This window comes from Micromonospora sp. NPDC005257, assembly GCF_042872445.1.
In the GTDB taxonomy this organism is placed as follows: Bacteria; Actinomycetota; Actinomycetes; order Mycobacteriales; family Micromonosporaceae; genus Micromonospora.
The window spans coordinates 169,683-183,358 of record NZ_JBIAKL010000001.1 but is presented as its reverse complement, the minus strand read 5'-3'; the positions used below and the strand labels follow the sequence as shown (position 1 = coordinate 183,358).

The following is a 13,676-nucleotide window of genomic DNA, read 5'->3' as shown; positions in this document are numbered from 1 at the left end:
CCGATCGTGGGCGTTGACAAGGGGCTCTCCATTCAGGGTCAGGCGGCCTGCACCGTCACCGGCAGTCCACCGCGTATGCGCAGCGACAACATCGGTTCGGCGACGACCGGTCGGCCGGGAAGCCCGGTCAGCCGCAGGTCGCGGCAGAGCAGGGCGAGCACAAGCACCGCCTCGAGCAGACCGAGGTGGTTACCCACGCAGAAGCGGGGGCCGGCTCCGAAGGGGATGTAGGCGAACCGCGGCCGGTCCGTCCCGGCGTCGCCGAGGAAACGCTCCGGGTCGAACCGGTCCGGCTCCGGCCAGAAGGCCGGGTGGCGGTGCAGGGTGTACGGCGAGACGAGCACGTCCGCTCCGGCGGGCACCCGGTAGCCGCCCACCACGTCGTCCTCGATCGCGATCCGGGGAAGCAGCCAGACGGGCGGGAACAACCGCATGGCCTCGGAGATGACGGCCGAGGTGTAGGTCAGCCGCCGCAGGTCGTCGTACTCGGGCGCCCGGCCGCCGAACACCTCGACCGCCTCGTCGTGCACCCGCTGCCAGACCTGCGGGTGCCGATCCAGCAGGTGCAGGCTCCAACTCAGCGTGCTGGCCGTGGTCTCGTGCCCGGCCAGCAGCAGCGTCACCAACTCGTCGCGCAGGCGCATCCGCCCCGTGCGGGGGTCGGCCTCGCGGTCGGCCGACACGATGAGCCGGGACAACACGTCGTCGGCGTCGGTCCTCCGCCGGCGTCGCTCGGCCACCAGGCGTTCGACGACGACCTCCAGGCGTTGCCGGGCCTTGCGGAACCGCATCTGGTGCGGCAGCGGGATCCACATCGGCACCATGCTGAGCGTCTCCAGCTCGAACATGGCCTGGTCCTGTACCCGGGCGAAGTCGTTGCCGATGCCGTCGAACTCGTGCAGGTCGGCGTCGAGCAGCGTGCGGCCGAGCACACCCAGGGTCAGGCCGGTGAGTTCGTCGACCAGCTGCACCGGGCCGGCGCCGATCCGGCTCCGCAACCGGTCGACCAGCCGGGCTCCCTCGGCCGCGACGGCCCCGGCCTGCTCGGCGATCCGCCGGCTCTGGAAGGCCGGCTGGATCACCTTGCGCTGTTCCTTCCAGAGTTCGCCCTCGCTGGTGAGCAGGCCGTCGCCGAGCGCACGCCGGGCGTGCACCAGGCCGATGCCCTTGCGGTAGTTGGCGGCGTTGCCGGCCAGCACGTGCTTCGCTGTCTCGGGGTGGTTGAAGAAGTACAGCGCCTTGTGCCCGACCGGCAGCCGGGCGGCGTCGCCGTACTCCCGTGCGGCGCCGGTCATCATGGCCAGCCGGTCGCGGTTCATCTGGGCGAGCAGCCGCAGCGCCGCCCGCCGGGACGGCCCCGGCAGGGCGCGCCCCCGCGACGGGGTGTCGGCCGGGGTGACAGCGGCGGTCATGCCGCCCTCCGGTCGGCCGCGTCGCACTCGATCCGGCCGAACCGGCCGCGCAGGAAGACCAGTACGTCCTCGTCGCTGCTACCCGCCATGCTGAGCAGCCGGCCGACGAAGATGCTGTGGTCGCCACCGTCGTACGTGCGCCACAGCTCGCACTCGAAGTGGGCGGCCGCGCCGGCGATCAGTGGGGCGTCGCACCAGGCGCCCCGCAGGCAGTCGGTGTCGGCGAACTCCGCGGCGCCGATCGGCCGGCGTCCTGCGAAGTGCCGGGCCACCCTCTCCTGACCGGCGCTGAGCACCGACACCCCGAAGGTGCCGGCCCGCACCATGGCGCTGTGCATGTTGGCGTTGCGGTCGACGCAGACCAGCACCAACGGCGGCTCCAGCGACACCGCGGTGAAGCTGTTCGCCGTCATGCCGTGCGGCTCGTCGCCGCCGGTCGTCACCACCGTCACGCCGGTCGCGAACGAGCCGAAGGTACGCCGCAGCAGGGCGGTGTCCTGCACCTGCGGCACGGGTTCGCGCTCGGTCTGCAGCTCGGCCATCAGCGGGCCCTCGCCAACTGGTGGGTGTACGGCTCCAACGCGCGCACCAGCGCCTCCGGCACCCGCGACGGCACGGTCCGGTTGTTCGGGCCGCGCATGCACGCCACCCGCTGCATCCCCCGGGCGACGAGCGTCTCGCCGCCGCCCGGGTTGAGCCGCACGTAGTCGAAGCCGAACTGCAGCTGGGTCTGGCCGAGCTCGACCAGGCGCATCCGGATGGAGACCTCGTCGAACGCGGTGATCTCGGCGAAGAACTCGCAGTCCACCTTGAGCGTGAACAGCTTCAGGTCGTCCTGCAGATCGGCGAGCACCTCCGCGGCGCGCTCCTTGAGGAACAGCTCGCGCGCCCGGCCCTGCCACCGCAGGTAGTTGACGTAGTAGACGTTGCCCACCAGGTTGGTCTCTTCGAAGCCCACGGTGTGGCGATACTCGAAGTAGTTCACTGGCCCTCCTTTGCGAGTACGGCGAAGACCACTGGCTCGACGCCGCCGCCGCGTACCGTCGCCGCCAGGGCGCCGATGCGGATGCCGCCGGAGGCGAGGGTGACCCAGCCAGCGCGTTCGGTTCCGGCGAGCGTGATCGGGGCGTCGGCCGAGGCGCCCGCCTTGCGCAGGCACTCGATCGCCGACCAGACCCGGGTGGCCGCCACGTCCAGCGGCTCGGCGCACGTATCGGCGATCAGGCGGGCCAGGTCGAGGTGCCGGCCGAGCAGCCCGTGCCAGTCGTCCTCCGTCCGGGCGGTGACCGGCTCGACGTCGCAGCCGAGCTGCCCCTCCCCCACGGCGCACAGGGTGAGACCGGCGCCGTGGGCCGCGGTCAGCGTCAGGTCACCGTCGATCTCCGGCCGCCCGTCCGGGCGGTACCGGACGTTCACCGGGCGGTTCACGGCCCGCCCGGCCGCGCGGCCGGTGCGCACCCGCCGCGTGCCGACGTGGTCGCCGGTGTCGTCGCCCGGGTCGTCCGGCTCGACCACCACCGCGGCCCGGATGCCGGTCAGGTCGCCGATCGTGCGCTCCAGGTACGGCCCGAGCAGTGCCGGCGCCCACGGGCCGCGCCCGTCGCGCTTGCGTACCGCCCGCAGGTGCAGCCCGGTCCAGCGTTCGATGACCGAGCCGTCCGCGTCGCGCAGGGCGATGTCGTAGACGTAGGTGTCGCCGTCCCGGCTGCGCTCGGTGGCGCAGTAGCGCAGCTCACCGGCCCGGTCGAGCCGGTCACCGGCGGGGTGCAGCTCGTCCACCCGTACCGGCAGCAGCGTCGCGTCCGGCACGCAGACCTGGTTGCCGTGCATGAGGGTGTCCCGTACCCCCGGGTCGCCGAGCACGAGCGCGCCGGGCAGGAAGGCGGCGAACCAGTCGGTCTGCGGCAGCGCCTCGACCACGACGTCCACGTCCCGGGCCTGCGCGCGCCGGTAGCCGCGCAGCCGCTGGAACCGGCCGCCCTGGAAGAGCACGTCGCCGTAGAGTTCCGCGGCCGGGTCGAGGGCCACCGGCGGCATCCCCTCGCCGACCTGGTCCGGGGCGCCGCCGGCCGGGCCGGTGTCGCGCCGGAGCAGCCGGGCGCGGAAGTGGTCGGCCGCGAACGCGGTCTCCTCGCTCTGGATCACCACGTCGACCGCGTCGTCGTCGGTGCGCACCGCGGCGATCCGGATCGTCGTGCTGCCACCCGGCGGCACCACGATCGGCCGCTCGAACCGGGCGTCGGTGATCGTCGGCGCTCCGGTCCAGCCCGTCAGGGCCCGAGTCACCTGGGCCATCGCCTCCATGCCCAGCACTGCCGGGAACAGCAGGTTGCCGTCGAGCAGGTGGTCGGCGAGGTACGGGTCGGTGCCGGCGTTCAGCTCCGTCTCCACCACCAGCTCGACGCCGTGGTAGCGCACCAGCGGCCGGTCCACGAAGCGCAGCAGCGGCAGCGGAGGGCTCTCCCGCTCGACCGTGTGGATGCCCTCGGTACGGCCGCTGATCACCACGGTGGACGGCACCGACGGGTCGTCGAGCAGCCGGCGCAGCATCGCCAGCCCCTGGTCCGGGGTGATGGCGGTGACGCCCTCGCGGGCCAGCGTCTCGACCACTGACAACCGCTCGCCCATGCCCACGCCCGACCAGACCGACCACTCCAGCACCAGGGTGCGGCAGTCCGGGTGGTCCGTGCCGTAGCGGGTGACCAGGTCGTCGAGCCACTCGTTGGCGATCGAGTAGTGCGCCTCTCCGCGCAGACCCGCCCGGCCGATGATGCTGCCGAGCGCGACCAGCAGCTTGAGCCCATCGCCGCCGACGGCGTCCAGGACGTTGCGCAGGCCGTCCACCTTGGGTGCCAGCGTGCGGCGGACCATGTCCTCGTTCACGCCGGTGAGGGCGGTCGGCTCGTTACGCCCGGCGCCGTGCAGCACCGCGGTCACCGGACCGCCGAGTTCCGCGGTGAGCGAATCGACCGCCGCGCGTACCTGGGCCGGGTCGGTGACGTCGGCCCGCGCGTACCGGACGGTGACGCCCTGCTCGGCGATGCGGGCCAGGTTCGCCGAGATCTCCGGGTCGGTGGCCGCGTCGGAGCGGCCGAGCAGGGCCAGCCGGGCGCCGCTGTCCTTGGCCATGGCCAGGGCGCACTCGGCGGTGATGCCCTTGGCGCCGCCGGTCACCAGCAGCACGTCGGACCCGTCGAGCGCCGCCTCGGTACGCGCCGGGCTCACCGGCAACGGGCGCAGCACCGGCACGCGGCGGGTGCCGTCGGCCGCGTACCACGCCTCGGTGAAGCTCGTGGTGCCGGCGACCTCGGCGACGATCCGGTCCACCGCGTCGGGCTCCGGCGCGATGTGCACGACCGTGGTGCGGATGTGCGGCGCCTCCAGGTGCAGGGTCTTGGCCAGACCTGCCGCGCCCCGCCCGTGCTGCACCAGGACGAACCGGCCACCGGAGGCGCCGGTCACCGCGGCCCGGGCCCCGGCGAGCGCCTCGGCCAGATCCGCCTCCTCGCAGTCGGTCGGCAGCAGGACCAGCACGCCGCCGCCGACGTCGCCGCGCTCGAGCGCGGCCCGCAGCGGCTCGGCCAGCGGGTGCTCCGCCGGGGCGTGCACCTGCCAGCTGCCGCGCTGCTCGACGCCGGCCGCCGCCGGCACGTCGCGCTCGTCGAGGTCGACCCGCCAGGACCGCACCCAGTCGGCGGCGCCGGTGACGACCGGCGCGGCTTCGGTGGCGCCCGCGACCGTCTCCGACCCGCGCAGCCCTTCGAGGGCCTCGGCCAGCTCGGCGAGGGTGGCGGTGGCGAAGTTGGCGGGCGTGCGGCTCGGCGGGATGCCGATGCTCTGCGCCACCCGGTTCACCATCTGGCCCACGGTGATCGAGCTGAAGTGCAGGTCGTCGAGCAGGCGGCTGTTCATGTCGACCAGCTCGGGCGGCAGTTCCGCCCGTTCCGCGGTCATCCGGCGCAGCAGGTCGGCGACCGACTCACCGGCCGGGCCGGGCGCGGGTTGCGCCTCCGGCGTGCCGGACGGCGCCGCCGGAATCCCGCCGCGGTTGCGTGCCGGCACCTGCGGCGCGGCCTCGCACGGGCTCTCGAAGAAGCGGAACTCCGTGCCCACCGCCAGCGGGCGCACCAGCCGCCCGTGGAACAGCGCGGGGTCGACGTCGGTGGCCCCCACCACGAAGGCCGCTCCGAGCACCCGCAGCAGGCCGACCGACGACTCGTCGTCGGTGTCCAGCGCGACCGCCGGTACGTCCACCACACCGCTCGCCAGGCCGCTGAGCACCCGGCCGGGGCCGACCTCGATGAGCAGGTCGACGTTCTTGGCGGCCACGGCGACCGCCTGGGCGAACAGCACCGGCTCGGTGATCTGCCGGGTGAGCAGGTCGGCCAGGTCGGTCTCGGTGGGCAGTTCCTCACCGGTCACCGTCGAGACCACGCGCCGGTCGGGTGTGCCGAAGGACTCCCGGCGCAACAGGCCGCCGAAGGCGTCCGCGGCCTCGGCGACCAGCGACGAGTGGAACGCGTGGGAGACCGCGAGGCGGGTCGCCGCGACACCTGCCTCCTCGGCCCGCCGGCAGGCCTGCTCGACGGCCTCGACGCTGCCGCTGATCACGGTCTGTCCGGGGCCGTTGTGCCCGCCGACGACCGCGGACAGCCCGGCGATCAGCCGCTCGGCCTGCTCGGGCCCGCAGGACAGGCCGGCCATCGTGCCCGAGGAGCTGTGCTCGGCCATGGTGCGGCCGCGCAGGGCGGCCAGGCGCAGCACGGTCTCGTCGTCCATCGCCCCGGCCCACTGGAGAGCGGTCAGCTCGCCGAGGCTGTGCCCGACCGCCACGACTGCCTCCAGGCCGAGGGTCCGCAGCACGCGCTGGCCGGCGATCGAGCCGGTGACGATGCGCGGCTGGGCCACCTCGGTGGCGACCATGTCGCCGCTGCGGGGCAGCGCGGCGGCGCGGTAGACCTCCTCGGCCTCGGCGAAGCGCCGGCGTAGCGCGCCACCGCTGGTGCCCCTGCCGGAGCCCTGCCCGGGGAACAGGAAGCCGATCTCCCCGTCCCCGATCTGCCCGAAGCAGGTACGCCCCCCGTCGGCGAACAGCTGCGGCTCACCGGCGTCCAGGGCGGCGACCACTGCTTTCAGCCGGTTCGTCGCGTCGGACGGGGTGTGCGCCACGACCGCCGCCCGCCAGGGCAGCTCGCGCAGTTCGCCGTGCAGGGTCGCGGCCAGGTCGCTGAGCTGGGCGTAGCTGATCGACGGCACGAAGTCGGCCACCCGCTGCAACCGTTCGCGCAGCTCGGCCGGGGTCAGCGCGTCGAACAGCAGCAGCTCGGCGTCCTGGGCGCCGGCCGCGATGGCCCGCGTACGGCTGCCGTAGCGCACCTTGCGCACCGGCTCGCCGCGGTCCAGGACGAGGTGGGTGTTGATGCCGCCGAAGCCCATCGCGGTCACGCCGGCACGCACCGGGCGGTCGTCCGGCCACGGTTCGGCCCGACGCGCGACGCGCAGCGCGGCGTTGGGCGACTCGAAGACCTCGTGCGGGTCGACACAGCCGACGGTGGGCGGGATGACCTCGTTGTGCATCGCCATCGACGCCTTGATCAGACCGGCCACACCGGCCGCCGCCTTGGTGTGCCCGATCATCGCCTTGACCGACCCGATCACCGCGGGCGCGGCGGCCGGGTCGGCGGCCAGCCGGTTCTGGTTGAGTGCGGTCAGCTCGTTGGAGTCGCCCACCTTCGTGCCGGTGCCGTGCCCCTCGAACAGCGGCACGGTCTCGATGCCGAAGCCGGCGCGGGCGTACGCCCGGTTGAGGGCGAGGTGGTAGCCGCGGGTCTCCGGCCGGGTGATGCCGCCACGCCCGTCGGAGGAGATGCCCCAGCCGGCGACCGTGGTGTAGATGCGGTGGTTGCCGCGCAGCGCGTCACTCTCGCGCATCAGCACGACCATGCCGCAGCCCTCACCCGGCCAGAACCCGTTCGAGCCGCGGTCGTAGACGCGCATCTCGCCGGTGGCCAGCGCCCCGGTCTTGGCGAACCCGATGACCTCGAACGGGTCGACCGACAGGTCCACCCCGCCGGCCACCGCGACGTCGAGCTCGCCGTCGGCCAGCGCCTTGCAGGCGGTGGCCACCGAGAGCAACGAGGACGAGCAGGCGCCGTCCACCGTGTAACCGCCGCCCTGCAGGTCGAAGTGGTTGCAGATGCGCCCGGCGATGGTGTTGGACAGGCCGCCGGCCAGGGTGTCCTCGTCGACCGCCGGGAACGGGCTCTTGTACGTCTGCTCCAGGTCGTCGAGGAGAGCGTCCAGTTCGTCGTCGGCGAACCCACGCTCGCGCAGCACCGCGGTCACCGTGCGCTGCACGTACGGCCAGCGCAGCCGCAGCTGGTTGGCGCGGGAGAACTCGCCGGTGAGCGTGTTGCCGACGATCACGCCGGTGCGCTCACGGGGCAGGCCCTCGGCCATCGGAAAGCCGGCGTCGGCCAGGGCTCCGGCGGCCACGTCGAGAGCCAGCCAGTGGGTCAGGTCGGTGGACCGGTACGTGCTGCCGGCCACCTTGTACGCGATCCGGTCGAACTCGTACGCGTCGATGACGGCCGCGTTGCGGGCGTAGAAGCGGTCCGGGGTACGGGGATCCGGATCCCAGTAGTCCTCCAGCCGCATCCGGACGTCCGGCAGCCGGCGGAACGCCCGGCGACCGGCGACGGCGTTGTCGAAGAGTTCCTTGGGGGTGGTGGCGTCGGGATATCGGCACGCCATTCCCACCAGCGCGATTCTGGACATGGGCGATCGGGGCTCCTCACATGGACGGGCGGACGGGCGCACGAGACGGGATCAGCGAGGCCGTTCCACCCCGGTGTGTGCCGAGAACGCGTCGGCGATGCGTTGACGCCAGGTCGCATAGGCGGGCACTGCACCGTCGGCGGGCAGGCCCTCGCGGGCGTGGTCGGTGGCGGCGGCGGCAGTGGCCACGTCCGTGCCGCAGAGGACCTCGGTGGCCAGTTCGTTGTGCGGGACGACGAGACCGGCGCGCAGCCGGGCCTGCGCGGCGAACGCGGCCCCCTGGGCCAGCTGGCCCCGGTACGGGCCGGCCGCCTCGGCGAGGCACTCCAGCTCCGCGCGGTCGACGCCGCCCGCGTACGTGGCGGCCAGGCCGGCCCCGCTGTAGAGGTCCGGCCGGCGCTCCTCGGGGAAGGTGGCGAACAGCGCGGCGAGCCGCTCCGGGTCGGTGCCGCAGACGAACCAGCTCGCTCGGCCGATGCCCTGGTCGATGACCTGGTTGGTGTGCCACGCCGGACCGGGCACGACGGTCGGGACCCGGGGCGCCTGGTACCGCTCGTGGACGTACTGGCGGGTCTTGAAGTACGCCTGGTGGAAGCCGTAGCCGTCGAGCAGCAGCCAGCGCAGCAGCGGGTCCGGGCCGTACAGCGTGGACCAGCGGAACCTCGGCAGGCGGGCCATCGCCCAGCCGACCCCGACGTACACCATGTAGACGTGGTCGGCGCCCGGCCCTTCGAGCAGCGACCGCACGTGCCCGCCGCGTCCGGTGGGCAGGCCGTCGAGCACGGCCATGGCCATCCCGGCGCCCTCGTAGGCGAAGCCGCGGTAGAGCTCGGGCAGTTGCGTGAGCTCGGCCTCGACGTCGGCCGGCCGGCCGGTCGCCGCGGCGGCGCCGTAACCGGTGAGGAAGGACCTGCCGACGGTCTCCAGCCGGTCGACGGCCTCCGCCGACTTGGCGTGGAAGCCACGGACGGCGACCTTGGTCTCCGAGATGTCCGGCGTCAGGACGCGCCGTCGCAGGTTGTGCCAGGCTGTCATGTCACGGCCTCCGCTGGGGGGTGGGAGAGGGCGAGCGCATCGAGGTGGTCGCGGATCTGCTGCCGCCAGGACTCGTAGTCGGGCGGGCCGGTCGGGTCGGGTCGGGTCAGGCTGATGTCGTCGGCCAGCGCCGCCGCGGCCGGCACGGTGAGGCCGGTCAGCGTGTGCAGCGTGCTCGCCGAGTGCTCCGGCACGAAGCCGGAGAAGTCGCGGGCCTTGGCGGCGAACACCGCACCCTGTGCCAGGTGCCGCCAGTGCTCGCCGGACGCCCGTCGCAGCACCCCCAGACCGGTCTCGTCGCAGCCGCCCGCGAAGGTGGCCGCGAGACCGACACCGCTCCACAGGTCGGCGTGCCGCTCGGTGGCGAAGGCGCGCACCGCGGCGTCGACGTGCTGCGGGATTCCACCGTGGATGAACCACAGCGCCCGCCCGATGCCCTGGTCGACCGCGCGCGGGAAGTAGTCGGCGCGGCCCTGCCACGGGTACGGCGCCGGACGGCGCTGGCGGTCCACCACGTCGCGGGTGTCGAAGTAGGCCCGGTCGAAGCCGTAGCCGTCGACGGCGAGCCAGCTCATGGTCGGGAAGTAGGGCGTGCCGGTGAGGTCGGGCAGGACGCCGCGCCACAGCGGGCGGGGCAGCCGGGCCATCGCGAACCCGATGCCGATGTAGGTGAGGAACGTGTGCGGGACGCCCGGTCCGCGCAGCAGCTCCCGGGTCCGGGTTCCCCGGCCGCCGGCCATCGCGTCCCGCACGGTCAACGCCATCGTCGCGCCCTCGTACGCGAAGCCGCGCAGCTCGGCGTCGACCATGTCGAGCCGGCGCTCCAGGCCCCACTGGTCCCGCAGTTCGATGCCCCACTCGAAGCCGCAGACGACGGCCTGCGGGATGGCTTCGAGGGCGCGGGTGGCGTCGGTGGGGGCGACCGGAAATCCGCGCCCGGCGAAACTCACGTCGCGGAACGACGGAGTCAGGACCATCCGGCGCAACGAACCTAGGACTGCAGGCATCGAGAAACTCCCTCACGCTTTGTGTGGGTGAGACTTCATCGTGTTATGCGATTCCCGTCCAGCGCGTCTCCTGGTGTGCGGGGTGCCGCACGACGCTGCCGGGCCCCGATGCGGCGGGCGGCTTCGAAGGCCGCCCACCCGGTGACCTCCACGAGCGCCTCGTCTCCGGGCTGGTGGCGCCGGAACTCGGCGACGACCCCGTCGCCCACCTGGTGTGAGGACACCGCGGTGAGCAGCGCGAGCCGTCCGGCCGCGCGGTCGGCCGGGTCGAGCGGGGTGAGCAGGTCCTCGCACCAGGCCGTGGAGATTCCGGTGTCCGCGCCGCGCCAGCCGTCGAGGTGCTCGCGCACCACGGCGCGGACGGCGGGTGACAACCACCGCTCGCCGGCCGCGTCGAACGTCGCGGCGGCCCGCGCCAGCGCACCGCCGATGAACGGGTTGCCCGCCGCCCAGCCGGCGTCGGCGGGCAGCGGCGCGTCCGGCAGCAGGTCGAGGGATCGGCCGGGCTCGCGGTGCGTGCGCAACGTCTCGCGCAGCAGCCGGGCCACCCCCTGCTTCATCCGCTGCCGCGCCCGCCCGGTGAGGCCGGGCGGAAGCAGGAAGTTGGAGAGGAAGACGTTCACCATGCGGGTCAGGTAGTGCATGGCGGTCACCGTGCCGATGAGCTCGGCGCTCTGCGCGGGGGTGAGCCAGGCCGGCATCCCGGGCCCGTCGGGCGCCTCCTGTGCGCCCCGCGCCCATTGGCTGATCTCGCGCAGCCGGGGGTCGCGCATGTCGTCGACGCGGTCGGCGGCGAGCTGGTCCGCGTCGTACTCGCCGGCCAGGTCGTACATGCTGACCGAATGCATGTCGACGCAGTACGGGCAGATCGTGGCGACCGCGACCGCGGTGGCGGCGGCCTCCTTCGAGGCGCGGTCGGCGGCGCCGCTGACCAGCACCGGCTCGCGCATGAGGGTCCAGTAGGCGGCCAGCACCCGGGGGGACGGTGAATGCATGAGCGCCGGTGGGATCACCAGGCGCATCTCGTCCGCCACCTGCTGGTACACCTGCTCGATCACACCGCTCGCGGACGATGCGGAGACCGGTGTGACGTGGCGGACCTGACGTTGCACTACTGAGGCTGCGACGCGGCCGACGATCATGACTGCTCCTTCCGCCGGTGTGGCCAGTATCAGCAGATCGAACGCGAAAATCCCGCGTGCCGGGCGAGGGAAGCAATTCTGGAAAAATATTTCCCAGCGGAGACCCGCGATCGGGTATCTCCGGTATCCAATGGCTACTTCAATATTGCGCTCGGCCCTACTGGACGGCCTTTCCGGTTGCCCGCCCACTCGGCCGTGGCTAGCCTGGCGACACATGAACGTGGGGCGCGCGCCGTTCGGCGCGCATTCCACCGCCCGCCGCGACGGATCGGCCGAGAGAGTCGGAATTTGATTATTGCGGCGTGGCTCACCCCTGGGGGAAAGAATGCAGGATACGTCGGAGAAGGCAGTTCTGCGCGCCATCGAAACGATGCACGAGCGCCTCGGTGAACAATTAACCGTTGACGACATGGCACGCGCCGCCATGTTCAGCAAGTTCCACTTCACGCGCATGTTCCAGCGGGTCACCGGGGTCTCCCCCGGCCGCTTCCTCTCCGCGCTGCGCCTCCAGCGGGCCAAGGAACTGCTCGTGTCCACGCCGATGAATGTCGCCGACATCAGCGTCAGCGTCGGCTACAACAGCGTCGGCACGTTCAGCTCCCGGTTCAGCCGGAGCGTCGGCATGTCGCCCACCACCTTCCGGCAGCGCGCCGGCTACGCCAGCGAGATCCGCACCGACTCCGACGAGGTGAGCGTGAGCGACGCGAGTCTCTCCTGCGTGGTGCACCCCGCGGGCCGCAGCGAGAACACCCTGACGTTCGTCGGTCTCTTTCCCGAGCGGGTGCCCGAGGGGCGCCCGGTCCGCTGCGCGGTGCTGCGCGAGTCGCGGCACATCACCTTCAACCACGCGCCGCTGGGCCGGTGGCACCTGCTCGCGCAGTCGGTCTCGGCCGACCGGTGCCCACCCGGCTCCTGCCGCGATCATGCCGACCGGCCGGTCGCCGTCGCCACCGCCGGGCCGATCGTCATCCGGCCGGGCCGGCCGATCTCCACCGAACTGGTGCTGCGGCAGGGCCGGGCCCCAGATCCACCGGTGCTGCTCGCGCTGCTCGACGTCCGCACCTACGCGCTGAGCCGGCTGGCCGAGCAGAACCGGCCCGCCAAGGAATACGCCGACGTCGCCTGAGTTCCGGTCGCCACCCCCGCGGGCGGGCCGGGAACGCCTGGCCACATCCGCCCGGCTCTACCCGCTATTTCGGATTCGGAGGGTTTCCGGCGATGCTCGACAACTGATTCTGAGTACGCAGCAGTGCGTTCCACTATCTACATTCCGCCACCTCGGCAAGGCCCTCCGGCCAGGGCACCCACACGCCGGGTCCCGGAGCGGGGATTCGGCGTCGGGGCGCCGATGACCCGGTGGATTGCGTCCGCTCCCGCCCTGGGATAGCCTCGGGGAAGAGCGACGGACATCACAAGGCCGCCAGCATTCGGAATTGGCCGGAATGGGCGCAATGGAACAGGCAGTAGAGGTAGCAGTCAAACGCGCGGTGACGACGATGCGCGACAATCTCGGCCAACCTTTGACGATTGACGACATGGCCCGCTCGGCCATGTTCAGCAAATTCCACTTCACTCGGGTGTTCCAGCGGGTCACCGGCGTCTCCCCCGGCCGCTTCCTCTCCGCGCTCCGGCTTCAGCACGCCCAGCAACTGCTCGTCTCGACTCCACTACGGATCGCCGATATCAGCCAGCGGGTCGGCTACAACAGCGTCGGCACGTTCAGCACCAGATTCAGCCGCAGCGTCGGGATGTCCCCCACCGAATACCGGCTCCAGTCCGGATTCGCCCGGCAGATCGTCGCGGAAACAGACGCCCACACCGCGTCGTCGGCCGGGGGTCGCGTCGAGTGCCACATCCGGATGCCACGGGACGGCCAGCCGCGGCTGGTCTTCGCCGGCCTTTTTCCCGAACGCATTCCGCAGGGCCGTCCGGTGCGCTGCACGGTGCTCGCCGACCCGGAGCACCTCGAGCTCGACGACGTGCCCAGCGGCACGTGGCACCTGCTGGCCCAGTCGGTTCCGGGGTCGTGCAGCCACCCGGATGGCTACCAGGCCAACGTGAACGAATCGGTGTCGGTGGCCAGCCTCGGTCCGATCACCGTCAGGCCACGCTCGGTGGTCCGTTCCACGCTGGAGTTCAACAGCGCCGGCCCGCTCGACCCGCCGGTCCTGCTGGCCCTGCTGGACGTCCGCAAGCTGGCGATGGAGATCGTGGCGCAGCACGCCCAGGCGCACGTTCCGCTGGCCGCCGGAGTGGCCGGCCACGACCCCTCCGGCGGCTGGTAGCGCCCAGGGCCGCAACCG

The 13,676-nt window shown here is 72.7% G+C and carries 9 protein-coding genes; 2 read left to right on the top strand and 7 right to left on the bottom strand.

What is annotated here, in order from left to right; all coding sequences use genetic code 11:
* Positions 1–38 precede the first annotated feature (38 nt).
* The 7 genes from ACFYO8_RS00755 to ACFYO8_RS00725 are packed head-to-tail and all read right to left on the bottom strand — an operon-like array spanning position 39 to position 11,289.
* A complete protein-coding gene (locus tag ACFYO8_RS00755; protein ID WP_354864321.1) occupies positions 39–1,412 on the bottom strand; it encodes a cytochrome P450 in 1,374 nt (457 codons plus the stop codon).
* Positions 1,409–1,954: a flavin reductase family protein gene (locus ACFYO8_RS00750; protein ID WP_355096180.1), complete on the bottom strand. Its 546-nt coding sequence runs from the start codon at positions 1,952–1,954 to the stop codon at positions 1,409–1,411. The genes ACFYO8_RS00755 and ACFYO8_RS00750 overlap by 4 nt, the downstream gene beginning before the upstream one ends.
* Positions 1,954–2,397 (bottom strand): acyl-CoA thioesterase, encoded by a 444-nt coding sequence (locus ACFYO8_RS00745; protein ID WP_355096182.1) that lies wholly within the window; start codon positions 2,395–2,397, stop codon positions 1,954–1,956. The genes ACFYO8_RS00750 and ACFYO8_RS00745 overlap by 1 nt, the downstream gene beginning before the upstream one ends.
* On the bottom strand, positions 2,394–8,189 hold the full coding sequence (locus tag ACFYO8_RS00740; RefSeq protein ID WP_357708385.1) for a type I polyketide synthase: 5,796 nt from the start codon (positions 8,187–8,189) through the stop codon (positions 2,394–2,396). Before ACFYO8_RS00740 ends, ACFYO8_RS00745 begins: the two co-directional genes overlap by 4 nt.
* Before the next feature lie 51 nt (positions 8,190–8,240).
* Positions 8,241–9,224 carry a DUF1702 family protein gene (locus tag ACFYO8_RS00735; protein ID WP_355047233.1) on the bottom strand — a complete coding sequence of 328 codons (984 nt, stop codon included), beginning with the start codon at positions 9,222–9,224 and terminating at the stop codon, positions 8,241–8,243.
* The gene (locus ACFYO8_RS00730) at positions 9,221–10,231 is read right to left on the bottom strand and encodes a DUF1702 family protein (RefSeq protein WP_355047234.1); all 1,011 of its coding nucleotides are present in this window, start codon (positions 10,229–10,231) and stop codon (positions 9,221–9,223) included. The genes ACFYO8_RS00735 and ACFYO8_RS00730 overlap by 4 nt, the downstream gene beginning before the upstream one ends.
* A 35-nt stretch (positions 10,232–10,266) precedes the next feature.
* Positions 10,267–11,289, bottom strand: coding sequence for a carboxymuconolactone decarboxylase (locus ACFYO8_RS00725; RefSeq protein WP_354864333.1), 1,023 nt, complete (start codon positions 11,287–11,289; stop codon positions 10,267–10,269).
* A 409-nt stretch (positions 11,290–11,698) separates the two neighbouring features.
* Here ACFYO8_RS00725 and ACFYO8_RS00720 point away from each other — a divergent pair, with 409 nt between their 5' ends.
* Positions 11,699–12,499: an AraC family transcriptional regulator gene (locus tag ACFYO8_RS00720; RefSeq protein WP_355047235.1), complete on the top strand. Its 801-nt coding sequence runs from the start codon at positions 11,699–11,701 to the stop codon at positions 12,497–12,499.
* Between the two features lie 316 nt (positions 12,500–12,815).
* A complete protein-coding gene (locus ACFYO8_RS00715; protein ID WP_354864498.1) occupies positions 12,816–13,658 on the top strand; it encodes an AraC family transcriptional regulator in 843 nt (280 codons plus the stop codon).
* The last annotated feature ends 18 nt before the right edge of the window (positions 13,659–13,676 follow it).